At 35.4% G+C, this 26165-nt stretch carries 28 protein-coding genes and 2 tRNA genes; 28 read left to right on the top strand and 2 right to left on the bottom strand.

From position 1 onward, the window contains the following. The first annotated feature begins 59 nt into the window (after window positions 1-59). The 26 genes from AAGU07_RS04300 (at window position 60) to AAGU07_RS04175 (ending at window position 20164) form a co-directional block, all read left to right on the top strand. Entirely contained in the window at window positions 60-329 is a 270-nt protein-coding gene (locus tag AAGU07_RS04300) for a 50S ribosomal protein L34e (protein WP_048079989.1), read from the top strand. Further along, complete coding sequence (cmk, locus tag AAGU07_RS04295; protein ID WP_342457953.1) at window positions 326-856, top strand: (d)CMP kinase; 531 nt, start codon at window positions 326-328, stop codon at window positions 854-856. Before AAGU07_RS04300 ends, cmk begins: the two co-directional genes overlap by 4 nt. Then, window positions 844-1071, top strand: coding sequence for a 50S ribosomal protein L14e (locus AAGU07_RS04290; protein WP_048079987.1), 228 nt, complete (start codon window positions 844-846; stop codon window positions 1069-1071). The genes cmk and AAGU07_RS04290 overlap by 13 nt, the downstream gene beginning before the upstream one ends. A gap of 33 nt (window positions 1072-1104) precedes the next feature. Then, window positions 1105-2067 (top strand): RNA-guided pseudouridylation complex pseudouridine synthase subunit Cbf5, encoded by a 963-nt coding sequence (locus tag AAGU07_RS04285; RefSeq protein ID WP_342457952.1) that lies wholly within the window; start codon window positions 1105-1107, stop codon window positions 2065-2067. Window positions 2068-2262: 195 nt separating this feature from the next. Then, a tRNA-Ser gene (locus AAGU07_RS04280) sits at window positions 2263-2347 on the top strand. A 257-nt stretch (window positions 2348-2604) separates the two neighbouring features. Next, window positions 2605-3060 carry a 30S ribosomal protein S13 gene (locus AAGU07_RS04275; protein ID WP_069582873.1) on the top strand — a complete coding sequence of 152 codons (456 nt, stop codon included), beginning with the start codon at window positions 2605-2607 and terminating at the stop codon, window positions 3058-3060. A 24-nt stretch (window positions 3061-3084) separates the two neighbouring features. Next, on the top strand, window positions 3085-3615 hold the full coding sequence (locus AAGU07_RS04270) for a 30S ribosomal protein S4 (RefSeq protein WP_342457951.1): 531 nt from the start codon (window positions 3085-3087) through the stop codon (window positions 3613-3615). Window positions 3616-3632: 17 nt separating this feature from the next. Continuing rightward, window positions 3633-4025 carry a 30S ribosomal protein S11 gene (locus tag AAGU07_RS04265; RefSeq protein ID WP_069582871.1) on the top strand — a complete coding sequence of 131 codons (393 nt, stop codon included), beginning with the start codon at window positions 3633-3635 and terminating at the stop codon, window positions 4023-4025. Window position 4026: 1 nt separating this feature from the next. Next, on the top strand, window positions 4027-4821 hold the full coding sequence (locus AAGU07_RS04260; protein ID WP_342459338.1) for a DNA-directed RNA polymerase subunit D: 795 nt from the start codon (window positions 4027-4029) through the stop codon (window positions 4819-4821). Next, on the top strand, window positions 4822-5181 hold the full coding sequence (locus AAGU07_RS04255; RefSeq protein ID WP_342457950.1) for a 50S ribosomal protein L18e: 360 nt from the start codon (window positions 4822-4824) through the stop codon (window positions 5179-5181). Between the two features lie 15 nt (window positions 5182-5196). Continuing rightward, window positions 5197-5625 carry a 50S ribosomal protein L13 gene (locus tag AAGU07_RS04250; RefSeq protein WP_342457949.1) on the top strand — a complete coding sequence of 143 codons (429 nt, stop codon included), beginning with the start codon at window positions 5197-5199 and terminating at the stop codon, window positions 5623-5625. An 8-nt stretch (window positions 5626-5633) separates the two neighbouring features. Further along, the gene (locus AAGU07_RS04245; protein WP_069582867.1) at window positions 5634-6035 is read left to right on the top strand and encodes a 30S ribosomal protein S9; all 402 of its coding nucleotides are present in this window, start codon (window positions 5634-5636) and stop codon (window positions 6033-6035) included. Between the two features lie 393 nt (window positions 6036-6428). Beyond that, the gene (locus AAGU07_RS04240) at window positions 6429-6596 is read left to right on the top strand and encodes a DNA-directed RNA polymerase subunit N (protein ID WP_048079978.1); all 168 of its coding nucleotides are present in this window, start codon (window positions 6429-6431) and stop codon (window positions 6594-6596) included. Beyond that, window positions 6597-6735: transfer RNA gene (locus AAGU07_RS04235), tRNA-Pro, on the top strand. A 178-nt stretch (window positions 6736-6913) separates the two neighbouring features. After that, window positions 6914-7087 (top strand): DNA-directed RNA polymerase subunit K, encoded by a 174-nt coding sequence (locus AAGU07_RS04230; protein WP_095652103.1) that lies wholly within the window; start codon window positions 6914-6916, stop codon window positions 7085-7087. Window positions 7088-7311: 224 nt separating this feature from the next. After that, a complete protein-coding gene (gene eno / locus AAGU07_RS04225) occupies window positions 7312-8550 on the top strand; it encodes a phosphopyruvate hydratase (protein WP_342457948.1) in 1239 nt (412 codons plus the stop codon). 16 nt (window positions 8551-8566) lie between these two features. Then, entirely contained in the window at window positions 8567-8761 is a 195-nt protein-coding gene (locus AAGU07_RS04220) for a 4Fe-4S dicluster domain-containing protein (RefSeq protein WP_048079975.1), read from the top strand. A 111-nt stretch (window positions 8762-8872) separates the two neighbouring features. Next, window positions 8873-9469: a 30S ribosomal protein S2 gene (rpsB, locus tag AAGU07_RS04215; protein ID WP_342457947.1), complete on the top strand. Its 597-nt coding sequence runs from the start codon at window positions 8873-8875 to the stop codon at window positions 9467-9469. A 251-nt stretch (window positions 9470-9720) separates the two neighbouring features. Then, window positions 9721-10560, top strand: coding sequence for an AmmeMemoRadiSam system protein B (gene amrB / locus AAGU07_RS04210; RefSeq protein ID WP_342457946.1), 840 nt, complete (start codon window positions 9721-9723; stop codon window positions 10558-10560). 106 nt (window positions 10561-10666) lie between these two features. Beyond that, on the top strand, window positions 10667-11635 hold the full coding sequence (gene mvk / locus AAGU07_RS04205) for a mevalonate kinase (RefSeq protein WP_342457945.1): 969 nt from the start codon (window positions 10667-10669) through the stop codon (window positions 11633-11635). 19 nt (window positions 11636-11654) lie between these two features. Next, the gene (locus AAGU07_RS04200) at window positions 11655-12449 is read left to right on the top strand and encodes an isopentenyl phosphate kinase (RefSeq protein WP_342457944.1); all 795 of its coding nucleotides are present in this window, start codon (window positions 11655-11657) and stop codon (window positions 12447-12449) included. A 171-nt stretch (window positions 12450-12620) separates the two neighbouring features. Beyond that, window positions 12621-13673, top strand: coding sequence for a type 2 isopentenyl-diphosphate Delta-isomerase (fni, locus tag AAGU07_RS04195; protein ID WP_342457943.1), 1053 nt, complete (start codon window positions 12621-12623; stop codon window positions 13671-13673). Between the two features lie 191 nt (window positions 13674-13864). After that, on the top strand, window positions 13865-15214 hold the full coding sequence (locus AAGU07_RS04190; protein WP_342457942.1) for an RNase J family beta-CASP ribonuclease: 1350 nt from the start codon (window positions 13865-13867) through the stop codon (window positions 15212-15214). Then, the gene (gene idsA / locus AAGU07_RS04185; protein WP_342457941.1) at window positions 15214-16200 is read left to right on the top strand and encodes a short chain isoprenyl diphosphate synthase IdsA; all 987 of its coding nucleotides are present in this window, start codon (window positions 15214-15216) and stop codon (window positions 16198-16200) included. The genes AAGU07_RS04190 and idsA overlap by 1 nt, the downstream gene beginning before the upstream one ends. Before the next feature lie 155 nt (window positions 16201-16355). Continuing rightward, the gene (locus AAGU07_RS04180; protein WP_342457940.1) at window positions 16356-18170 is read left to right on the top strand and encodes a glutamate--tRNA ligase; all 1815 of its coding nucleotides are present in this window, start codon (window positions 16356-16358) and stop codon (window positions 18168-18170) included. A gap of 758 nt (window positions 18171-18928) precedes the next feature. Beyond that, the gene (locus AAGU07_RS04175) at window positions 18929-20164 is read left to right on the top strand and encodes an LL-diaminopimelate aminotransferase (protein ID WP_342457939.1); all 1236 of its coding nucleotides are present in this window, start codon (window positions 18929-18931) and stop codon (window positions 20162-20164) included. Between the two features lie 595 nt (window positions 20165-20759). Here AAGU07_RS04175 and AAGU07_RS04170 read toward each other — a convergent pair. Beyond that, window positions 20760-21992, bottom strand: a complete 1233-nt coding sequence (locus tag AAGU07_RS04170; RefSeq protein WP_342457938.1) for a tetratricopeptide repeat protein — start codon at window positions 21990-21992, stop codon at window positions 20760-20762. 243 nt (window positions 21993-22235) lie between these two features. Here AAGU07_RS04170 and AAGU07_RS04165 point away from each other — a divergent pair, with 243 nt between their 5' ends. Next, window positions 22236-23585: a M20/M25/M40 family metallo-hydrolase gene (locus tag AAGU07_RS04165; protein ID WP_342457937.1), complete on the top strand. Its 1350-nt coding sequence runs from the start codon at window positions 22236-22238 to the stop codon at window positions 23583-23585. A gap of 32 nt (window positions 23586-23617) precedes the next feature. On the opposite strand, the gene AAGU07_RS04160 is transcribed toward AAGU07_RS04165, so the two are convergent. After that, window positions 23618-23941: a hypothetical protein gene (locus AAGU07_RS04160; RefSeq protein ID WP_342457936.1), complete on the bottom strand. Its 324-nt coding sequence runs from the start codon at window positions 23939-23941 to the stop codon at window positions 23618-23620. Window positions 23942-24656: 715 nt separating this feature from the next. Between AAGU07_RS04160 and AAGU07_RS04155 the strand changes: the two genes are divergently transcribed. Then, a complete protein-coding gene (locus tag AAGU07_RS04155; protein WP_342457935.1) occupies window positions 24657-25679 on the top strand; it encodes an adenylosuccinate synthetase in 1023 nt (340 codons plus the stop codon). The last annotated feature ends 486 nt before the right edge of the window (window positions 25680-26165 follow it).

Genomic DNA, 26165 nt, shown 5'->3' with positions numbered 1-26165 from the left:
TCAAGATCATGCAAATTGCTTAATTGCGTTTTGCTAACACAAAATTAGGAGAGATGTATATGCCACAATTAAGATACAGATCTAGATCATACAGAAGAATATTCAAAAAAACCCCTGGAGGAAAAACGGTCTTACGTTACAAGAAGAAAAAACCAAGCAAGCACATCTGTGCAGAATGTGGTAAGTTTCTTCATGGAGTCCCAAGGGGTAGACCATATGAAATAAACAAACTTTCAAAATCTAAAAAAAGGCCAAACAGGCCTTATGGAGGAAATCTTTGCCCTGAATGTGCACGAAAAGTGTTTAAGAGAGAGGCAAGGAAAGAATGATTATAACTATCAGCGGATTAGCTGGGAGTGGTACCACTACAGCTTCTAAAATACTGTCAAAAAAACTGGATATTCCATATGTCTCAGCCGGTGATATTTTTCGCCAGATGGCTGCTGAAAAAAATATGGATCTTCTAGAATTTGGTAAGTTCGCTGAAGAGAATGATGATATTGATATCTTAATTGACAAACGACAAGCAGAACTAGCAAATAAAAGCAAAAATCTGATTGTTGAGGGAAGACTATCTGCACATTTTGTAGAAGCTGACCTTAAAGTAGGGTTTATAGCGCCTATAGATGACCGTACAAAACGGATATGCAAGCGGGAAAATAAACCATATGAAGTTGTCAAGGAAGAAATAATTTCAAGAAGTAATAGCGAAGCAAAACGATATCATGAGATTCATGGTATTGACATTAATGACATGGAAATTTATGACCTCATCATAAATACCGGAAATTTTAATGCTCTAAGCATCGCTGATATCATATTAAAAGTAGTAGAGGTGATTTCATGCCAGCAATAGAAGTAGGAAGAGTATGTGTTAAGATTGCAGGAAGAGAAGCAGGCGAAAAATGTGTTATAGTTGAAGTTATAGATGATAAATTCGTTGAAGTTGTTGGAACAAACATCAAAAACAGAAGATGTAACATAAAACATTTAGAACCAGTTGATCAGACCATTGAAGTAAAATCTGACAATGTAGAAGAAATTAAAAAAGAACTCGAAGCAGCAGCTTAATCGTGTATAAACGCGGAACTTTAAGGTTATTTAATGGCAGATTTACTTATAAAAGCCGAAGGTGAAACTGATCTAGACTACGGGACTTTCCCTGATGAAAGACCCATAGAAGATCATATAAAACGAGGAATTGTAAACCTTGATAAACCTTCAGGCCCAACATCCCATGAAATCGATTCATGGGTTAAAAGAATTCTTGGAGTGGAAAAAACAGGTCATGGGGGAACCTTAGACCCCAAAGTTACTGGAGTTTTACCTATAGGCATAGATTATGCTACAAGGGCTATTCAAATGCTGCTGGGTGCGGATAAAGAATATGTATGTCTTATGCACCTGCATGAGGAAATTTCAGAAACTGAAATAAGAGAAATATTGAAGGAGTTTCAGGGAAAAATTTTCCAGACACCACCACTCAAATCTGCTGTAAAGCGCGAAATGAGAGTTCGAAATATTTATTATGTTAATATCCTTGAGATAGATGGCCAGGATGTCCTTTTTAAAATAGGATGTGAAGGTGGAACTTATATACGAAAGTACTGCCATGATGTAGGTGAAGCACTTGGAATAGGTGCTCATATGGCAGAACTTCGAAGGACCAAATCTGGACCATTTACAGAGGATGAAACATTAACTACCCTTCAAGATTTAACTGATGCATATCATATCTGGAAGGAAGAAGGAGATGAATCTTTCCTTAGGGACTGCATACTTCCTATGGAGTTAGCAGTAAAACATCTCCCTAAAATTATCATAAGGGATTCTGCAATTGATGCGCTTTGTCATGGTGCAGACCTTGCAGCAGGTGGAATAATAAGCCTTGATGATAAAATTAAAGAAAATGATACTGTAGCAATTATGACACTTAAAGGTGAACTTGTTGCAGCAGGTGAAAGTTTAAAAACATCTAAGGAAATATATAAAGCAAATAAAGGTATAGTGATAGATGTAAAAAAAGTTTTTATGGAACCTGGAACATATCCAAAGATGTGGAAGTAGAAGTTTTATATGAATATTCAAGTTTTCAGCTATCAAGTAAAGACTATTCTTTAAATAAATTCAAAGTTGAACTGGATTATGCAACCGATACAACCATTAAGCTTTTAAAGGTTTAAGAACATACACTTTATGTCTAGCAATTGGACACGTAATTATATTGCAAACTAATTAATGTATACAACAAATTAATCATATGCCGGGATAGTCTAGCTTGGTAAGGCGCAAGACTGGAAATCTTGTGGAGCTTTGCTCCGCCTGGGTTCAAATCCCAGTCCCGGCGTTTAAAAACCTGTGGTTTTTAATGCCTCGAAAAGATTTTCGAGAGCACTCAAAATTTAAATAAAATTTTGTGTCCCAAACATTCGGTGTTTGAGGACGTTAAAAGCAAGTTTTTTTATCTTTGTATTCACCCGTCCAAACTTATACTGGATACAAAATCTTGCTCTAATTTGCACAACTATTTAAATTAATTAAATTATACTGGAAAACAAAGAAGTAAGGCATTCTGGTCTTATAAAAAAGTTTAGAGGTCAAATAATGGAAGAAGAATTCAAACACTTGGTCCGTATTGCCAGAAAGGATGTAGATGGTAATAAAACCATTGAAAATGCTCTTGCTGATGTCAAAGGAGTAGGCAAAGCACTATCCAGAGCAGTAGGTATTGTTATGGATCTTGACTTAAGTCAAAAAATTGGATACTTACCTGATGAAAAAGTACTGGAAATTGAAGAAGTTCTCAAGAACCCGTCATCACATAACGTTCCTGACTGGATGTTAAACAGACGAAACGATTATGAAACAGGCGAAACTGGTCATTTAATTGAATCTGACCTTATGATGACATTAAGGGAAGATTTAAACAGAATGAAGAAAACAAGAAGCTACAAAGGAAGAAGACACGAAGTCGGACTTCCAGTTAGAGGACAGAGAACCAAATCTACCTTCAGAAAAGGATCATCTGTTGGTGTTAGAAGAAGGAGAGGAAGGGCCTAATTATAATTTAAAGGAGATAATAGTATGGGACATCCAAGAAGAGCAAGAAAAAAATATGATACACCACCTCATCCATGGAACGCTGATAGGATTAAAGAAGAAAATAAGCTTACCCAAAAATACGGTTTAAAAAATAAAAAAGAAATATGGAAAGCTGAAACTATGGTTAAAAGATACAGGAGAGATGCAAGACACCTCTTAGGTATGTTAACTGAACAGACAATTAAGGAAAGACAGGATCTTATTAATCACCTTGTACGCTCTGGTATTTTAGCAGAAAATGCAAATCTGGAAGATGTACTGGATTTAACCGTAGAAGATATTTTAAGAAGAAGATTACAAACCATGGTACATAAAAAAGGACTTGCTACCACTGCAAAAGGAGCAAGACAGTTTGTTATACATGGACATATAGCTTTAGATGGGAAGAAAGTTGATTCACCAAGCTACATGATAAAAAGAGGGGAAGAAGACCTTATAGGATTTTACCCAGCTTCACCCGTAGAAAAACAGTACAAAGCAAGAACTGAAAAAACAGGTACTGATGAATCATAACTAAAAAAGGTGATAAAATGGCAGAAAAAGAAAAATGGGGTGTAGCTAACATTTATTCATCCTTTAACAATACTATAATCACTATAACTGATTTAACCGGAGCCGAAACCATTACTCAATGGTCTGGTGGAAAAGTTGTAAGGGCAGATAGACAGGAGTCATCTCCATTTGCAGCAATGGAAGCAGCAACAAGAGCAGCAGACGACGTTAAAGAAAAAGGAATAATTGGATTACACATAAAAGTAAGAGCCCCTGGTGGAAACGGACCAAGAACTCCAGGACCAGGTGCACAAGCTACAATAAGAGCTCTTGCAAGAGCTGGTATCAGAATAGGAAAAATAGAAGATGTTACCCCAATTCCTCATGACGGTACAGGAAGACCTGGAGGTAAACGGGGAAGAAGGGTCTAACATGGAGATAAATGTTCGAGAAAAAAATGATAATGAACTCACATTTATCGTCGATGGTGTAGATATTTCCTTTATAAATGCAATAAGGAGAATATGTACTGTCGAAGTTCCAACACTTGCCATAGAAACAGTTGCAATAGTTAAAAATGATGCCGCTTTATTTGATGAGGTTTTAGCTCATAGATTAGGGTTAGTACCACTTGAAACAGATATAGAAGCATTTGAACTGGCATCTGAATGCGACTGCGAAAATGGCTGTCCAAGTTGCAGTGTATCTCTAATTTTAAAAGAAGTAGGTCCTAAAGTTGTATACTCTAGAGACCTTAGTTCAACTCACGAAGCTGTAAAACCAGTATATGATACAATTCCACTTCTAAAATTAAGAGAAGGGGAAGAAGTAGAACTTGAAGCTATAGCAAAACTTGGAATTGGACTGGAACACGCCAAATGGCAGCCTACAACAACATGTGCATACAAGTACTATCCTTTAATTACAATCGATGATGCCTGTGAAGCATGTGGGAAATGTGTGGAACAATGTCCAAGAAATGTACTGGACTATGATGAGGCTGAAGGAAAAATCATTATCACAGATATCGAGAACTGCTCAATGTGCAAAACCTGTGTGAGGGGATGTGAGCAGGAATCAATTCATGTTGAATCACAGGAAGGTAAATTCATATTTAAAATTGAAACAGACGGGTCATTATCTCCTGAAGAAGTTTTAGTAAATGCATGTGATATCCTGAAGGATAAATCAGAAAAAATTGTGGCATTTTCTAAAGGAGGAAGTTAAATGAAACTTACAAAGACAAATCCGAAAATCACAGAAATTATAGGGAACCTTAAAGAGAAGTCATACCAGGAAGATGTCAGTATATGGAAAGATATCGCAAAAAGGCTTGAGAGATCAACCCGAAGGTATGCAGAAGTTAACATATCTAAAATAAACAGACATTCATCTCCAGATGAAACCATCATAGTCCCTGGAAAAATCCTTGGAAGTGGTGAACTGGACCATAAAGTTAACGTGGTAGCAATTAGCTTCTCAAAAAAAGCTGAAGAAAAAATAGATGCTGCTGGCGGTAAATGTTTAGGAATCTCAGAAATTCTCGATGAAAATCCAAAGGGAAATAAAATAAGGATAATCGAGTAAAAAAGGTGTATTTTTATGATTATAGATGGCGAAGGACTCATTATGGGAAGACTTGCAAGTACAGTAAGCAAGATGCTTCTAAATGGTGAGAGTGTAGTAGTTTTAAATGCCGAAAAAATTTTAATTTCAGGCACAAAAGAATGGGCATATGCAAGGTACAAACAAAGAGTTGACAGAGCAAGTATATCAAATCCAAGGAAAATGGGACCAAAATACCCAAGAAGACCTGATGATATATTTAGAAGAACTGTAAGAGGAATGATACCTTACAGGAAAACAAGCGGAAGAGAAGCATTCAAAGGTCTTAAAGTCTTTGTAGGAATCCCAAAAGAATTTGCAGATGCTGAAATCTTTAAATTAGAAGAAGCAATGCCTAAAAATATTAAAAAAAGTATCGAACTTGGAACCCTCTCAAAGTTACTTGGAGCAAAGTTTGAAGTATAGGTGTTAATATGAAAAAAGTAATTCACACAAGCGGAAAAAGAAAAACTGCAATAGCAAGGGGTAAATTCCGAGAAGGAAAAGGAAGAATCCGAATAAACAAACGCCCAGTTGAACTTTACGATCCAGAACTTGCAAGACTCAAAATTACAGAGCCATTAGTACTTGCTGGAGACATTGTCAACACCCTCGATATCGATGTTAAAGTTGTCGGTGGAGGAGTAATGGGACAGGCTGAAGCTGCACGTATGGTCATAGCAAAAGGACTTATACAGTGGACAAGCGACATGGATTTAAAAGAAAAATTCACTCAGTATGACCGAACTATGCTTGTTGGTGACCCTAGAAGATCCGAACCTAAAAAGTACGGTGGAAGAGGAGCCAGAGCTAGAAGGCAGAAAAGTTACAGGTAATCTATTATTTAATCTTCTTGCCCCGAAAAAAACCTTTATATTTTACATATTAAATGCAAGAAGATTTAAAAATCCTCAAAAATCTGTCAAAAATCAACGATTTTTGACGTATAGAAAAATGCGTAGCATGCGAAAACTCTGTTTTTGCTGTATCAAAATCGGAGATTTTGATAACATTTTTCTCTAACTTCGATTTTTGGGGAGTTAGAAAATACTTGTATTTTCTAAAATATTTTAAATATTTCCTATTTTTTTATAAAAAAGGATTTATTTAAAAACTATAATATTAAACTATGATTTGTAATATACAGAAAAAAAAATGTTTATATTAACATAATTTCTGTAATTTTGCAGATACAAGGAATTTATTAAAAACTAAAAAGATGGTAAAACATGATTCCTATACGATGTATAAGCTGTGGTAAAGTTGTCTCTGCTTTTTTTGATGAATACAAAAAAAGGGTAGAAGACGGAGAAAACCCAAAAGAAGTTCTTGATGATCTTGGAATTTCTAAGTATTGTTGTAGAAGAATGTTAATAGCTCACGTTGAAGTATGGTGAGGGGCTGTAGGGTAGCTTGGTCCATCCTCCCAGCCATTGAACTAAATATCAACAATTCTTGAAATAATATTTTTTCAACTGGATCGGGGATGGTCACACCGGAATGCTGGCGACCCGAGTTCAAATCTCGGCAGCCCCATTAACTTAAGCGAATTTCTAAAAACCTACAGAACCTTAAAAAATCATAGATTTTTTACGCCATGATTTTTCGAGATTTTAAAATTGAGTGATGGTAAAAATTATAATAGCATATGATAAGTTAATAGAAATTCTCTTATAAAATTAAAAGGTTCAGTATTGAATCAGGAGAAGATGTTATGTCATCTGAAGAACTTACAAGGTTTGAAAAAGCAAGAATTGTTGGTGCAAGAGCCCTCCAGTTATCAATGGGGGCAAAACCATTAATAGAAGTTGAAGGGTCACTTGATCCAATAGATATTGCAAGTTTAGAACTTAAAAAAGGCGTAATTCCTCTCGGTATTAGAAAATAACCACTATTTTATGAAATTACAGCATACTAAGAGTTGCATTGCTAAAATGATAAATGAAATGAATGCATAATTTTATCACAACTTGGAATAGGCGCTGAAATCGCGAAAATCAAATATTTTCGGGCCTGCAAAAATTTGCAATTTTTGTAGGATTCAAATGATAAATATGGTTTTAAATGAAATAGGTGGTACTGATAACTTATCATCTATGAAGAGGTGTTTTTGTGGATAGTATTATTGAAGACGTCCGTGTACGAAAAATTTTAGATAGCAGGGGAAACCCAACGGTAGAAGTAGATGTTTTAACATGGAATGGTTTTGGAAGAGCTGCAGCGCCTAGCGGTGCTAGTACCGGTATACGCGAAGTTACAGCATTTCCCGAAGGCGGTGTTGATAAAATAATAAGTGAAGTTGAAGACGTTATCTCATCTGAGCTTATTGGAATGGATGCCGAAGATTTAAATGATATAGATATGGTTTTAAAAGAAATAGATGGTACCGATAACCTATCTTCTTTAGGTGGTAACACCATAGTTGCTGTTTCAATGGCAACTGCAAAGGCTGCCGCTGCATCCTATAACCTGCCGCTTTACAAATTCCTGGGAGGAATTACCAAAAATGAAATTCCATATCCTTTAGGAAATATGATAAATGGTGGAGCACACGCCGGTAAAAATGCACCTGATATTCAGGAATTTTTAGTCCTTCCAGTAGGAGCAGAAAATATAACTGAAGCAGTGTTTGCAAACTCAAGCGTTCATAAAAAAATTGGTTCATTAATAAAAGCCAAAGACAGCACTTTCACTGGTGGAAAAGGAGACGAAGGCGGATGGGCACCTAACCTTACCAATGAAGAAGCCCTCTCAATCCAAGCAAAAGCTTGCGAAGAAGTAGGCGATGAACTTGGAATTGAAATAAGGCCTTGCCTTGACATGGCCGCAAGTGAAATGTGGGACGGCTCTAAATATGTTTACGAAAGAGAAGGCGTAAGCAGAGATATTGGTGAACAGATAGACTTTGTTAAAGAAATCATTGATACTTACAACATGTTCTATGTTGAAGATCCTATACAGGAAGGCGATTTTGAAGCATTTGCAGAACTTACTCGAAAATCAGGGGACAAATGTCTTATCTGTGGAGATGACCTGTTTGTAACCAATGCAGAAATTCTTCAGGAAGGGATTGATGTAGGTGCTGCAAATTCGATCATCATAAAACCAAACCAGATAGGAACATTAAGCGACACCTATGCAACAGTTAAACTTGCAAAGGCTAATGGTTATGTACCAGTTGTATCACATAGATCTGGTGAAACAACAGATGAAACAATAGCTCATTTAGCTGTTGGATTTGCAAGTCCAATAATCAAAACAGGAGCCCTAGGTGGGGAAAGAATCGCAAAACTTAACGAACTTATCAGAATTGAAGAAGAGATGATCAATCCAAAAATGGCGGATATTTAAACACAAGGTGATACATATGGTTAAGATAACTATCGATCACGATAAATGCGACGGTGCAGACTGCGCAGAATGCGTCGACGTATGCCCAATGGAAGTCCTTATAATTGAAGGGGACAAAATAGTTATTGTAAATAAGGAAGAATGCAGCTTATGTGAAGTCTGCATGGATGTATGTCCTAATGAGGCAGTAGAAGTTGAGGATGATGAATAATCATTCGTCTTATTAGGAAAAGCCGTTAAAACGGACTAAAAAACTACTAAATTTTAAAAAATATAAAAAAACACAAATTTTTAAATTATTTGAAATATTGAGGTGATTAATTTGTCAGAACTTTTAATTCCACTAGACAAGTATTTAGCAGCAGGTTTACACATTGGAACTCAGCAAAAAACTAAAGACATGGAACGATACATATATAGAGTAAGAGCAGATGGTCTGTATGTTTTGGATGTAAGGAAAACCAACGATAGAATACTATCAGCAGCAAAATTCCTTGCAAAATATGACGCTGATGACATATTAGTTGTGTCCACAAGGCAGTATGGTCAGGCTCCTGTTAAGAAATTTGGAAAGCTCACTGGAGCAAAAACAATACCTGGAAGGTTCATACCAGGAACATTAACCAATCCAAATTACGCTAAATTTATAGAACCTAAAGTGCTTGTAGTAACAGACCCAAGATCAGATTCACAGGCAATTATTGAAGCAAAACAAATAGGAATACCTGTTGTCGCGCTCTGTGATACAGAAAACTTACTTGGAAATGTGGATATAGTGCTGCCTGTAAACAACAAAGGTAGAAAAGCTATTGCACTTGTCTACTGGTTACTTGCTAGACAGATGTTAAGAGCAAAAGGAGCATTAGGCGAAGATGAAGAACTTGAAATGCAGCCAGCTGATTTCGAGTTAAAAATTTAATCTTTAAACTATAGCTTAAAATCATAGATTTACAGCGTTCAGCTAAAATCTATGTCTTTTCGAGAATATTTCGAATTTAAATCGAGGAATATAATTTGATATAATCCCCGATTTGGCAGCTTACAAATCTTATGAGTCAAAACTTTTCGGCGCTTTTAAGATGTGTAAGCTGACTTGAGTAAAAATTAACTCGATTGAAGTGGTAAATATTAACCAAAATTGAGTTTAAAAACAAAAGAGGCAGTGATTTTATGATAAGAAAACCTGCAGTTGCAGGCGTTTTTTATGAAAGTAATCCTGAGTCTTTAAAAAACAGAATAGAATGGTGCTTTAAACATGAATTGGGTCCCGGAAAAATCCCAACTATGGGTAATAAAAGGGAAATAAAGGGAGTAATGGCGCCTCATGCAGGTTACCTGTATTCCGGGCCAATTGCAGCACATTCTTACTATAAGATCGTAGAAGATGGATTTCCAGAAACATTCGTGATTCTGTGTCCTAACCATACTGGACTTGGATCAGGCATATCAACAATGCTGGAAGGAGAATGGGAAACTCCCCTTGGAAATGTAGAAATAGATACGGAATTTGCAAAGGAAATGATTAATGATGCCGGAATCATTGATTCTGACGTGTCTTCTCATATCCAGGAGCACAGCTGTGAAGTGCATCTACCATTTTTACAGTATTTCAGTGACGATTTTAAAATTGTCCCAGTAACCATGTGGATTCAGGATCTTGAAACATCCTATGATATAGGTAATTCCATAAAAAAAACAGCAGAAGCACTTGGAACCTCTGTTGGAATAATCGCAAGTTCAGATATGACCCATTACAAGCCGCAAAATATTGCAGCTAAAAATGACAAACAGGTTCTGGATGCAATAGAATCGATGGATGAAAAACTAATGATGAAAAGAGTGTTAGACCTTAACGTTACGATGTGTGGTTATGGTCCTGTAGCATCGACTATTATTGCTTCAAAAGGGTTAGGAGCCCAAAATGCGGAAGTATTAAAATACGCAACGAGTGGAGATCTAACTGGAGATTACAGTGCAGTAGTTGGTTATGCATCTGCTATGTTCTGGTAAATATAAAATTAAATAAGTAATATAAATCTGCCAATAATGTCTACTTAGTCACTATTGACGCTTAAATCATTAAATTAAGATTATCAAGATTATCACGGTGAATTAAATGCAAGTCAAGGCATCTGCACCTGGAAAAGCAATCCTATTTGGGGAACATGCAGTTGTATATGGCAAACCTGCCATTGCAATGGCCATAAGTAAAAGGTCATGTGTAGAGGTCTTAGAAAGCAGCACCAGTAATATAAATGTAAATATTAAAGATTTGGGAATAAAAGGGTGCATTGATTTTAATAGCGGAGCTATTATATCTGATTCTCCAAAAAAAGGCATCCTAAAGTACATACTGGAATCCATTAAAAAAGTCCATGATGGTTCTGGAATAGATATAAGTATAGATGTAAATATTCCCATTGGTGGGGGACTTGGGTCTTCAGCAGCGGTAACTGTCGCCACAATTGCAGCAGTTTCTGCATATAATAAACTAGATTTAAAAAAAGAAGAGATAGCCAAATATGCACATGAAGTTGAACTCACTGTTCAGAAATCATTTGCAAGTCCTTTAGATACTACCATAAGTACTTATGGTGGATTGATTTATTTAGAAACAAATGCTGAAGACATTGTGCAGTTGGATATTGATTATGATATTCCGGTTGTTATAGGATATACAGATACCCGGGGAAATACGGGAAAAGTTGTTGAAGCAGTTAGAGTAAGAAGAGATGTATATCCTGATATTATTAATCCAGTAATTGATTCAATTGAACTTATAACAGAAGAAGCAAAACAAGCAATCCTTGAAAATGATAAAAAAAGGATTGGAGAACTTATGAATATAAATCATGGGCTTTTAGATGCCCTTGGTGTTAACACGAAAGAACTCTCAAGCATGGTTTATACTGCAAGAAATGCAGGAGCATGTGGATCTAAAATAACTGGTGCCGGCGGCGGCGGCAGCATAATAGCATACTGCCCTGGCGGAACTGGTAATGTTATATCTGCAATCAATGAAACAGAAACTGCTTTAAATGCAGATATTTCAAAAGAAGGAGTTAAAATCACCACATTACATTAATTAGAGAGGTAGATGCTAATTGATTATTCTTAAACTTGGGGGAAGTGTGATCACAAAAAAAGAGGCAGAAGAACCCCTTATTGATCACGATAATTTAAATAGAATTTCAGACGAAATTGCGGAGTCATCATTTGATAAACTTATAATTGTGCATGGTGCTGGCTCCTTTGGACATCCATCTGCCAAAAAATATGAAATAGGCAGCCCCATAACTGACGAAGAGGATTTTGCCAGAAAAAAACTTGGATTTTGCATTACGCAGAGCTGGGTTAAAAAATTGAATACTTTTGTTTGTGATAGTTTAAGAAAAAAAGGAGTTTTAGCAGTCTCATTACAACCATCATCATTCATTATAACTAAAAATAAACGAATCCATTCTTGTAATTTGGATTTAATTAATAAATATTTAGAATTGGGATTTGTCCCGGTTATCTACGGCGACGTGGTGCCGGATCTGGATAAATCTATAAAAATATGTGTTTTATCTGGTGATCAGATAATAAACTATCTGGGGGAAAATTTGAAACCAACACGTGTTATTTTAGGTTCTGATGTAGATGGTATCTACACCAAAAACCCAAAAAAATACGAAGATGCAAAATTATTGAATACCGTTACGTCATGTGATGACCTTGTTGCAGAAGGTTCATTAAACGTGGACGTTACTGGTGGAATGAACGGGAAACTTACAGAACTTATAGAACTTGCACAACTTGGAGTTGAATCTGAGATTATAAATGCAGGTAAAGAAAACTTTGTTAAAAGAGCTCTAAATCATGAAAAAGGAATTGGAACCATAATTAAAAAGAAATAAATTAATTATTTAATTGAATTATGAAGTTATTTATTTGGAGAAATATTAATCATAGAGATTGGAACTCTAAGAAATAAATTTAATCATTCAGTTCATGAAAAGAGCTTTAAATCACATACTCATAATAATTTAGGAATTAATGGACGTAATTAAAAAAGAAGGAACTATACCATGACTTCAGAACGGAAACTAGAACATTTATTAATATGTAATCAGCGTGATGTTGAATATCGGGGTAAAAGTACTGGGTTTGAAGATATAGAACTCATCCATAAAGCTCTTCCTGAAGTGGATAAAGAAGGAATTGATGTATCAATAGACTTTTTTGGAAAAAAATTAGATATTCCTTTAATAATATCAGCTATAACGGGTGGACACCCTGCAGCAACTAAAATAAATAGAGAACTTGCAAAAGCCGCAGATGAACTTAATATAGGGATGGGCGTTGGAAGTCAGCGTGCTGCTGTAGAAAATAAAGAGCTTATCCCAACTTACAGCGTGGTAAGAGAAAATGCACCATCTGCATTCATAATAGGCAACATAGGTGCGCCACAGATAGAGTATGCAGAAGCTGCAGCTGGAATGATAGAAGCAGATGCCCTTGCAATTCATTTAAATACTCTACAGGAAGCAATTCAGCCGGAAGGGGATATTGATGCAAGAGGATATGTTGAATCCATTGAAAAAATTGCAGATATAATTGATATGCCTATTATTGCCAAAGAAACAGGTGCAGGAATTTCAAAATCAGAAGCAGTAACTCTAGAAAAAGCAGGTGTTAATGCAATAGATGTTGCAGGTTCTGGAGGCACAAGCTGGGCTGCAGTTGAAACATACAGAGCTGAAGAAGATTATATTGGAAATTTATACTGGGATTGGGGGATTCCAACTGCTGCAAGTACAGTTGAAGTTTGTGAATCGGTAAATGTCCCTGTAATATCCTCTGGTGGTATAAGGAGCGGCCTTGACGCTGCTAAAGCATTAGCATTAGGTGCTGAATGTGTTGGAATTGCTTTACCTCTTCTTAAGGAAGCTTATACAGGTTATGAATCTGTGGTTAAAAAAGTTGAAGAATTTAAAGAATCACTCAAGATTGCAATGTTTCTGGTTGGTGCAAACAACGTAAAAGAACTTAGAAACTGTGATCTGTTAATACGTGGTAAAACACGCGAATGGCTTACTGAAAGGGGCATTAATACTAAAAAATATGCCCGTAGAATTTAATTGGATTGTAACCAGTTTAATGAAATTTACAAATTTAAAGTATAGATATTCATTTAAAAATTGAGGTAACTGGTTATCAAGTACATATAATCAATATTATTGCAAACTTTAGAGATTTGATAAAGCACCTAAGTGTAGCTTAATCAATAAAAGGTTTGTTTTATACGTAAAAAGACGCATGGAGGTCAAAAATGAGCGTTGAAGTAATAGCAATTGGTGGATATGAAGAAGTCGGAAAAAACATGTCCGCTGTTAAAGTTGGAGATGATGTTGTCATATTTGATATGGGAATTCACCTTGATAGAATTCATATTCATGAAGATACAGATATAGCGAGAATGCACAGTCTCGATTTGATTGAGAGAGGTGTTATTCCAGACGATACTTTAATGAAAGAAGTTGATGGAAAGGTAAGAGCTATCGTATTTACACACGGACATTTAGATCATATAGGGGCGGTTGCAAAGCTTGCCCACAGGTATGAAGCTCCTATAATAGCAACACCTTATACTCTGGCTCTTATAGAAAGAACCATTAAAGCAGAAAAGAAATTTACAGTTACAAACCCACTCCAGGTTTTAAACCCTGGAGAGAAATGTCAGATATCTCCAGATATCACACTAGAGTTTATTCAGATGACTCACAGTATTCCGCAAACTGCAATGGCAGCTTTACATACATCTGAAGGTATTATAATTTATTCAAATGATTTTAAATTTGATAATTACCAGCTGCTTTCTCCACCACCAAACTACAACAGATTAAAAGAACTGGGAAGGAAAGGTGTTCTTGCAGTTATAGTCGATACCACGAGGGCTTCAGAAGGAGGGGAAGCTAAAACTCATTCTGAAAAGATTGCAAGGATCATGCTTAAAGATATAATGCTAGGCCCTATGGATGAGAAAAATGGAATGCTTGTTACAACATTTTCATCCCATATAGAACGTATCCAGGCTATATGTAATATAGCAAAGGAAAGCGACAGGCAGATGCTGCTTCTTGGAAGATCCATGGAGCGGTTCTGTAGTTTAGCTGAAACTATGGGAATTTTAAAACTTCCTGCAACTGCGAGCATATACGGGAGTCCAAAAGCAGTAAACAAGGCCCTTGCAAGGGCAGAAGAAAAGAGATCAGAGTATCTTTTAGTTACAACAGGGCATCAAGGAGAGCCAGATGCACTTTTACCACGTATCGCTGCTGGTAAAACACATTTCAACGTTAGAAATGGAGATAATGTTGTAATATCTGCACCTATAATTCCAAACCCTATGAACGTTGCAAACAGGAATTTACTGGAGCGAAGACTTAAATCAAGTGGCGCCAGAATATTTACTAATGCCCACGTATCTGGACATGCAGGAAGGGAGGACCACAGGGACTTTATAAGGATGCTTAACCCAATGCATATCATTCCGTCACACGGAAGTCTTGAAATGCTTGCATCTTACACCGAACTTGCAGAGGAAGAAGGTTATAAACTAGGAAACAATATTCATATATTAAGGAATGGCCAGGCACAGGTATTTAACGGAGGAGTTTAATGAAAGTAACGCAGGTACTTAAAGAATATTCTGAGAACGTTGATGTAGAAATTGGAGAATCATTGAAGACTATTGATCCTTCATCCCTCGGTGAGGCATCAGCTCATTTAACTAAGGCTGGGGGCAAGAAAATGCGCCCAGCACTTGTTGTATTGTGCTGTGAAGCAGTGGGCGGCAGAAAGGAAGACGCTTTTAAGACAGCAGCGGCAGTGGAATTGATCCACACTTTCTCCCTTATACACGATGATATAATGGACAAAGATGATATGAGACGGGGAAAGCCATCAGTCCATGCCATATGGGGAGAACCCATGGCAATTCTGGCTGGGGACACCATATTCTCAAAGGCTTTTGAATCTATACTTGAGACAAATATAGAACATGTCCAGCCTCAAAGGATTATGCGTGCAATGAGTGCCGCTGTAGATGCCTGTGTTAAATTATGTGAAGGACAAGCACTGGATATTGGTTTTGAAGGAAAATTAGACGTTAAAGAAGATGAATATCTGAACATGATCTATAAAAAAACAGCTGCCCTTATATCAGCTGCAACTAAAGCAGGGGCTTTAATCGGTGGGGGAACCGATGAACAGATCGATGCCCTTGCAGAATACGGACGTTTAATTGGAATGGCATTCCAGATTCAGGACGATTACCTTGATGTGGTAAGTGATGCAGAAGAAATTGGAAAACCTGTAGGCAGCGACATAGTTAAGGGTAAAATGACCCTTATGGTTGTCAACACACTTTCAAAGGCATCAGATGAAGATAAAGAAAGGTTAATTTATATACTAAACCAGAATGATGAAAGTTTAGTGGACGATGCAATTGCACTGTTTGAAAAATATGGGGCAATAGAATATACTAGAAATATAGCTCTTGAAGATGTTAAAACTGCAAAAGAGCTTTTGAATGTTTTAGATGATTCTGATGCAAAAACAGCCCTTGAACTATTTGCTGATTTTGTAATTGAGAGAACTCACTAAAACCATTTTATTTATATCCTTTTTAGGCGCATTGGAAAGTACATTTTCCAAGTCCTAAAATCAAATTTTAAGACTTTCGAAAACTCTGTTTTCGAATACCCCCAGCAAAAACTGCTTGAGGGTTTTTATTATTATTTATTTCTGTGGGTGATTTTATGAGCGATTTAGAAGACCTTTTATATAAATATGCCCTTATGAACGCAGTTAAACATAAGGGGACAGCCCAGATGGGTGCTGTAATTGGAAGTATTATGAGTTCCCATGCAGAGTTTAGAAGCCAGTCTAAGGAAGTTTCTAAACTTGCAGGCCAGGTTGTTGGAAAAGTAAATTCTATGGATCCCGAAACTCAAGCTGCAGAACTTGAGAAAAGGGGCGGATTAATAGAAAAAGAAAAGAAAGTGGAACAAAAAGGACTTTCAGACCTTCCAGATGTTAAAGGTGAAGTTGTCTTAAGGTTTGCACCTAACCCAAGTGGTCCCCTCCATATAGGACATGCAAGGGCTGCTGTTTTAAACAATGAATATGTGAAGAAGTACGGCGGTAAACTGATCCTCCGTATTGAAGATACAGATCCACGTAGAGTCGATCCAGATGCCTATGAAATGATAGACGAAGATCTTGAGTGGATGGGTGTTAAAATTGACGAAAAAATCATTCAAAGCGATAGGCTCCCTATTTATTATGAATATGCTGAAAAGCTCATTGAAATGGGTGCAGCTTACATGTGCGACTGTGAAGCCGGAGAATTCAAAAAACTAAAAGATCAATCATTAGCATGCCCATGCAGAGATTTAAGTGTGGAAGAGAATCTCAAACGCTGGAAAAATATGGAAAACCTTGATGAAGGAGAAGCAGTACTTCGAGTTAAAACTGACATAGAACATAAAAACCCTGCAATAAGGGATTATGCTATAATGAGGATTGTAGATGCTGAACACCCTCGTATTGGTAGAAAATATAAGATTTACCCAATGATGAATTTCTCTGTGGCTGTAGATGATCACCTGTGTGGAATTACACATGTCTTACGTGGAAAAGATCACCTTGCAAATTCTGAAAAACAGAAGTATTTATACAACTACTTCGGCTGGGACATACCAGTTTTCATACACTACGGAAGACTTAAAATGGAAGACATTGCTTTAAGTACTTCTAAAGCAAGGGCAGGTATAGATGAAGGTATTTATTCTGGCTGGGATGACCCAAGACTCGGAACAATAAGGGCTATTGCAAAGCGTGGAATAATGAAAGAATCCATTCAGGAGCTTATGAATGAAATAGGTGTTAAAATGGCCGATTCAGTTGTAAGCTGGAAGAAAATATACGGATTAAACCGTGCGATTTTAGAAGAAGCTGCAAACAGGTATTTCTTTGTCTGGAACCCTGAAGAAGTTATAATAGATGATTTCCCTCAAGAAAACAAAGAGATAATTAAGAGGCCGTTACACCCTGACTTTTTAGATCGAGGGTACCGTGAAATTCCATTTAACGGGGAAGTTTATCTTGTAAAAGAAGATTTATACGAAGGATTTAAAGAAATCAAGATAATTAACGACCAGATTTCAGAAAACACTGAAATTGATTCAGATATTATCGAATTTGCAAAAGAGCTGGAATATGAACTTGCTGATAAACTGTTTTATAAAGCTATAAGGCTTATGGACGCACTGAATATAATTATTTTCAGATTAGACTATGCGGATGCAGAGAAAGATTATATAGGGGTCGTGTATAATTCAAACTTTGAAGATGCTAAGAAAGTTGGCGCTCAGTTTATTCACTGGATCCCTGCAGAATATAACCGGAAAGTAGAAGTTGTAATGCCTGATGCAAGTGTCACACCTGGTCTTGCAGAACCTTCGTGCAAGGACCTGAAAGTTAATGATATTGTGCAGTTTGAACGGTTTGGATTTGCAAGATTAGATGAAATAGTGGATGGTAAGTTGAGATTTTACTTTGCACATAAGTAAAATATTTACAATTACTCCCTAATTTTTGGATGAAACCCCTGCAAAATCCTCAAAAATCACAGATTTTGGGGAGATTGAAAAATGTTTACAAAATCGAAGATTTTGTAACCGCAACAAAAAACAAAGTTTTTTTTGCATGCTAGCATTTTTCAATATCTTCGATTTTGCGGGCCCCGAAAATCTCTCAAAAAACCTCTGGTTTTTTGGAGCACTCAAACACGTAGTGTTTGGTGCATCGAAAGCAAAGCTTTCGAATGCGCAAAACCTTCAGTTTTGCAAGCTATGATTTTCGCTGGCTTTTTTTAAAAAGGTTTCTTTGATAGGGTTGGATTTGCAAGGTTAGATGAAATAGTGGATGGTAAGTAAAGTTTTACTTTGCACATAAATAGTTGTAATGACTCATCTGAATGAAACCTTCACAAGATGGGATTTTGAAGCCAGAAAACTCTTGAATTTACAGAATTTCAAGGTTTCCTGACGTCAAAAACTAAGTTTTTTGGCAGTGCTTAACTTCATTTCACAGCTTTAAAAGATTTTGTAGCTTTGTAAGTTGATGAAACAGTTGTTGGTAAGTAAAGTTTTACTTTGCACATAAATGAATAAATAAATTAACCAATATATAATCATGACTTAAATGAGAGGTCACAAAACTCTTTTGATTTTGTGACCACAAAAATATTGAAAATATTTTTAGAGGTTGAAGAAAAATTCATAGAATTTTTCGAAACCCTAAAATCACAGATTTTAGAGGACTTAAAATGACAGTCAAAATTAATGAAAACTACCTATTACTTAAAAGCAGTTATATATTTGCAGAAATTGCTCACCGTGTTGATAAATATCAAAAAGAACACCCTGACGCTGATGTTATCCGTATGGGTATTGGTGACGTCACAAGGCCGTTACCAAAGGCTGTAGTAAAAGAATTCAAAAATGCAGTTGATGAAATGGGCCAGGCCGACACATTTAGAGGCTATGGACCAGAACAGGGATACGATTTTCTAATTGAAGAAATCATCAAAAATGATTACGCTCCAAGGGGAATCCAATTAGACAATGATGAAGTATTCATCAGCGACGGGGCAAAATGTGATACTGGAAACATCCAGGAAATATTTGGGCTTGATAATGTAATAGCAGTAACAGACCCAGTTTACCCGGTTTATGTGGAAACTAATATCATGGCAGGACGTGGAGGCCCTATGGGAGAAGACGGAAAATATGAGGGACTTGTTTACCTTCCATGCACTGAAGAAAATGACCTTGTACCTGCACTCCCCGAAGAAGATGTAGACTTAATCTATTTATGTTTCCCAAACAACCCAACAGGTACCGCTCTTACAAAAGAACAGTTAGCTAAGTGGGTAAATTATGCCAAAGAAAACGATGCTATAATTCTCTTCGACGCGGCTTATGAAGCTTACATACGTGAAGACAACATCCCTCACAGTATCTACGAAATAGACGGGGCAAAAGAAGTAGCTATTGAATTTAGAAGCTTCTCTAAAAATGCAGGATTCACCGGTACCAGATGTGCTTACACTGTAGTACCTAAAGAACTTATGGGGTATGATGGGGAAGGAAATCCTCAAGCTTTAAACCCTCTGTGGAACAGGAGGCAGACAACCAAATTCAACGGCGTCTCTTATCCTATACAAGTTGCTGCTAAAGCTGTTTATTCTCCAGAAGGACAGAAAGAGATTCAGGAATCAATTGATTATTACATGAAAAATGCCGAAATTATCAGAGAAAGCTTAACAAAAATTGGCCTTAAAATTTACGGTGGAGTTAACTCACCTTATATATGGGTCAAAACACCAAACGGCATGGATTCCTGGGAATTCTTTGACACCCTGTTAGATAAAGCTTATGTTGTAGGTACACCTGGTGTAGGTTTTGGTCCGAGTGGTGAAGGTTACTTCAGATTAACTGCGTTTAACACGCTTGAGAATACCAAGGAAGCAATGAGCAGGATATCTAAATTATCCTTCTAATTGACCTGAATACCTAAATTTTTTCTTATTTTCTTAATTTTTAACCGAATACGATTTTTCCCTTATTTTTAAATATCAAAATAAATTATATTTTTTTAGCTTTAGATGTTTAGAGATTTTATTTATTAATTGTGTTAGTTTACTACTTAAGCCGCCAGCGGTAGCCGGCGGCGTATAAAAGATGTAATTTTTAATAGGAGTTTATTAAATTTAATTTTTCGAGTGAAACAAGAAAAGAGATGGAATCTGGTGAGAGGGAAGTGATGGTAAAGGCTGCCGTTGACGCGGTGGATTTTCCGCAGATGATGAAGGAAGCTATGGAATCGGCTTCGAATACTGGTACGCAAAACGATTCCTGAACTACAAGATCGTAGATGAAATTGATAATGAAGATGATCAACGCTTGTTTATGCTTATGAAGTATGAATAAAAGCACCAGGAAGCAAAAACGAAGGTATCTGGGGATTATGAATAAGATAAACCCTTTTCTACGTTTGAGAACCCAGAATTTATAGAAAATCAGGAAAAATTGAAGGCTTCTGGATAAGGATTTGCGAACCAATACTAATCATTTTTAAAGAGTTTGCAAATCCATTTAATACTCAACTTCAACCTGACTGGCATCTCCAGGATCAATGAAAACTTTGACTGTACTACCTGGGCGGAAAATAAGTGATGCATCACTTACACCTACATTTACAGTAGACTTTACCTGGTAAGGGGCATCTGTTTCTGGATCTACTTCAAGGGTGAGTTTTGCAGTTCGTATTCCTTGATGATGACTGTATTCTAAGTTAGTCACTTTAAGGACGCGTGCCTGAGCTGGAATGCCAGTTTGTATAATTTTTTGCCTAAGACGTCTTTTAAGCATGTTTGAAATTGTTGATGAACTCACGGCAATTGCTAAAAATATAATTACGAAAATTCCAGAACTATACCGAATGATCTCGGATAGAGGTATAATGTAAGATAAAATCAAAATTACAGTACTTACAAATAAAAGAACAAGAAATATATTATTAATTGCATCAAGAATAGATATTAAGGGATGTTTAAACTTTTTGGGCTCATTCATCCTAACTACTGATTTTTCTATATTTTGATAATTAAAATTTTCATTTCCACTACCATTAATAGATGTGTTAATATCTCCAACTGCATTATCCTGAATTAACTTTGCCCCGCAATTATAACAAAATTCAGCACCCGTTACACTTTTAGTTCCACATTTAGGGCAAAAATCCATCCCATCATTAATTTGAGTATTATAATTAGGATGTGAATTGTTTTTTATATCATTTAATTCATCTTCTGCAAGTTTTTTACCGTGTAAGGCTTTTAAATTTTCAGGATCAATTTTCAACGATTCATTATAGTAATAAATGGCATCTTTATATCTTTTAAGATTAAATAAGGCTAAACCTTTATCATTATAGATATTAGCATATATATGAGGATAATTAATATTATATTCCTTAATTACATCCTTAAAAACTCTTTTATCCATATTTAAAAGAATATCATAACAATTTATTGCTTTTTCATAGTCTTTAAGTTTATCAAGTAATATAATGCCTTTATTTAGCAGAGCTACTGCCTGATTAGGATTTATTGCTAATATTTTATCATAACAATCTAATGCTTCATTAAAAATACCTAAATTTTGAAGTGCAAATCCTTGGTTAACCAAAGCATCAATATAATTTGGATTTATTTCCAGAGCTTTATCAAGATATTCAATGGCTTTTTCAAGATTCCCTTTTTCTAAGTAGCTACCTGCTTTGTCAAAATATTTTTCATATTCTGTTTTATCACCAAAAATATCCATTTTTAACACCTATTCAACATTTTTATCATCCTGAAACGGCTGCAATTAACCCTAATACAATTAATATTTTTGAAGTTTATGATTTTAGATTTTATTAAGTAATTATTTAATTTTTACTAAAAAATTTGGAGTGAAAAACCTATGAACGATACAAGTACAAAAATCAATCAAATTTTTAACGGTATATCCATAACTAAATTTTATTAAAAATCAGGATCATATATTCCAACTGTTGGTGATTTAATGCAAAAAGCGTTAGACTATGTGGATGAAAATCTTGACACGTTTATTGAAGACCTTAAATCGATATGTTCCATTCCGTCTATATCTACGCAAGATGAAGGTATAAAAGAATGTGTAACAAAGATTAAAGAAATTCTTGAAGAATCGGGATTGAATGTCCAAATACTGGAGATGGAAGGGGCAAATCCTCTAATCTATGGGGAGTACAAACCTGAAAATTACAATAAAACAATTATTTTTTACAACCACTACGACGTGCAGCCGGCAGATCCTCTGGAGCTGTGGACGAGCCCGCCTTTTGAGCCGGAGATACGGGACGGTAAAATATTTGCAAGGGGAGTTGCAGATAACAAAGGAAATATTATAGCTAGAGTCAAGGCTGTGGAATCCATTTTAAAGACAAGGGGTGATCTTCCAGTAGCTGTTAAATTTGTTTTTGAGGGTGAAGAGGAAATTGGAGGTGTTTCACTTCCAAAATATATTGATAAATATAAAGGCCTCTTTGAAGCTGATATCGGCGTCTGGGAATCTGGTGATAAGCACGAAAACGGGAGACCATCTGTAAAGCTCGGTTACAAAGGGCTTGCATTTTTTGAATTTTTTGTTAAGAAAGCTGATAGGGACGTGCATTCAGGCAGGGCGGGTTTAGTGCCTAATCCTGTCTGGAGATTAGTGGAGTTTTTAAGCAGTCTTAGAGATGAAAAGGGTAAAATCCTGGTTGAAGGATTCTATGATGATATTAAAATAACTAAAGAAGATGAAGAACTTTTAAAAGAAATTCCATTTAACGACGATGAGACAAAGAAAGAATATGGACTAACTGAATTTGCAGGGAAATTTGAAGGATTTGATGCGCTAAAATCCTTATATTTAAAACCAACATGCAACATCGATGGTATAAAATCAGGTTACATTGGAGAGGGAACCAAAACTATAGTTCCAAGTGAAGCCTTTGCTAAAGTAGACTTTAGACTTTTCCCAGGGCAGACACCTGAAAAGCTTCTTGAAAATCTCCATGAACATATAGAAAAACATGGATTCAGTGATGTTGAGGTTAAGTATCATTATGGGTATGAATCCGCTAAAACAGCACCTTCTTCCTTTGCAGTGGATATAATCAGGGATGCAACTAGAAAAACATACGGCATGGAACCTTTAATTTATCCAATTTCTGTTGGAAGCAGCCCTATCTATAATTTCATAAATAAATTAGGTATCCCAACTGTCTCTACTGGTGCAGAATACTGGGGCTCTCTGGTGCATTCTCCAAATGAAAATATAAGGATAGAAGACTTTAGACTTGCTGTTAAAAACATTGTAAATATAATTGCTGAATTATCTAAACATTAATGACATAAAATAAGAAATTTAAAAAAAAAGAGTTAGTAAGGTTTTATATTGTTATAGTAATCTTCAAAACGGGACCTGTAATTTTTAAGGCCGCGCAGGATCTGTTCATCGCTTTTACCAACCAAACGTCTTAAAGGGCAGTGAACGGACACAATAATTTCAGCAACATTCTTTATGTATCTAACTTCAATCTCTACTTTTTCTTTTTTACTGAACTCATATCTATTCAGTGTCTCTTCGATGTCTTTACATATGTTTTTAGGTAATTCATCATCTGAAAATATTATGGCACAATTACGTGCAGTCTGGATACTTTCAGCTGTATCATATTCTTTTATACCTTCAAACCTGAGCATGATATCACTAGTAATACTTTATTTTTGATTGTGATATAGTTTACTGAAATATTATGGATAGTTTATTAGTTGATTTAAAGGTGCGTATTCTATTCAATTTTAGTAAAGAAGGTATTTACCTTTGAATTTGAGCATGATGGAAAGTAATGCTTTATTTTTAGATGTGATATATTTTAATGAATGTTATAAAAAATATTTAATTGATTTAATGCTTGTATTTTATTGAATTACGTGTAAATGTGTTTATTCGAATCTCTTTATTTTCAAGTGTGATATATTTAAATGAAATATTTTAAAATATTATATAATTTTTATTGAATGATTTAGATTAATTGTAAATGTGGTTTCAAGTACCTGTAAATTGAGCATTAGCTATGCATGAAAATTTGCAATTAATCTTTATATAATAAATGACAAATTAACTACGGTGATACCTGGATATTAAAAAGTGAATTTTAATATTTTTTTAAGGTATTGTAAAAAAAGATGGTTTAACAAAATTAGAATTAAACCAATGGAGAAACTATAAAAAATTAATTCAACGATTTTAAGGGTGCATTATAAAAAATAGCATGTAATTTAAAAGATAAATTTAGTTTTAAATGTTTTCATGATTTTTAAATAAATTAATATAAAACTTCAAACTCTTAGGGGAAAGATTTTTATCAAGGTCTTCCCATAGTATAAGAGGCGAATAATTATGGAGAATTAAAATATGACATGTAGTATATTAGTTGGTGGCGCCTGGGGAGATGAAGGTAAAGGTAAATGTATCACTTATCTTTGTGACAATGATAAACCAGACATTATAGCAAGAGCAGGTGTAGGTCCAAACGCAGGCCACTCTGTTGAAATTCACGGCGAAAAATATGGATTAAGATTAACTCCTTCCGGATTTGTACATACTGGTGCAAGAATGCTCATTGGAGCAGGAGTACTGGTGGATCCTGAAGTTTTCATGCATGAAATGGACTATTTAAATAAATATAATGTTCGGGACAGGACTTTTGTTGATTATAGATGCGCAATTATAGAAAACAAACATAAAGAACAGGATCAGGCTTCTGATTATCTTAAAAATAAAATAGGGAGTACTGGAACTGGATGCGGACCTGCAAACTCAGACAGAGTTATGAGGACTATAAAACTTGCAGAACAATATGAAGAACTTGAAGATTACCTAACAAATGTTCCTCAAGAAGTAAATGACGCATTAGACGATGATAAAGAGGTTTTTATTGAAGGATCTCAGGGATTCGGCCTCTCTCTTTATTATGGTACATATCCATACGTAACAAGCAAAGACACAACAGCAAGCACATTTGCAGCTGATGTGGGTGTGGGACCAACCAGAATTGATGAAGTAATAGCTGTTTTTAAATCTTATATAACAAGAGTTGGTGAAGGACCTTTTGCAACTGAAATAACACAGGAAAAAGCTGAAGAAATGGGCATTGAAGAATATGGTACCGTAACCGGCCGTAGAAGAAGGGTAGGTTTATTTGACATGGAACTTGCAAGGGAATCATGTATGATAAACGGTGCAACTCAAATCGCATTAACCTGTGTAGATAAACTTTTCCCTAACTGTGAAAATGTAACAGATTATTCTAAACTTCCTGGAGAAGTTAAAAAGTTTATAGAAGAAATCGAAGGCGAAACAGGTGTCCCTGTAACTATAATTTCAACAGGACCTGATCTCGAAGATACAATAGATTTAAGAGATGAACTTTTATAAGCCTTATTTTTTATAAATCTCTATTTTTCTTATTTTTTCTGTTTTTTTAGTTTAATTTTATATCTGAGATACCATTTAAGAGATGAACTTTTATAATTTAGTTTTATTTTATAAATCTCTATTTTTCTTATTTTTTTAGTTTAATTTTCTGTTATATCTAATGGAAAATTAATAAATAAGATAATTAATTGTCTATTTAGAAGAAATTGCTAAAAATAACTTGTGACATATAGTCTGGGCAATGGAAAAAGCGTTAATTTTTAAAGTTTTAACTTTTTGTTAGGTAGTTAAATTAGTATATTTTTTATAATTATATCTGAAATCTACTGTCAAAAATCACAAGGATTTTTGACGCGCAAAAATAAATTTTCGCGTGCTTCGTTATATGAGCCTATAACGAAGTAGAATTATATAAGAATTTTCAACAGGTTTTATAAAAGAAATTTCCAGTTATGAAAATATAAAAAATATTATATTGTGCCTTTA

The organism is Methanobacterium sp., from assembly GCF_038562635.1.
GTDB lineage: Archaea > Methanobacteriota > Methanobacteria > Methanobacteriales > Methanobacteriaceae > Methanobacterium_D.
This window is presented reverse-complemented; position numbering and strand designations above follow the sequence as displayed.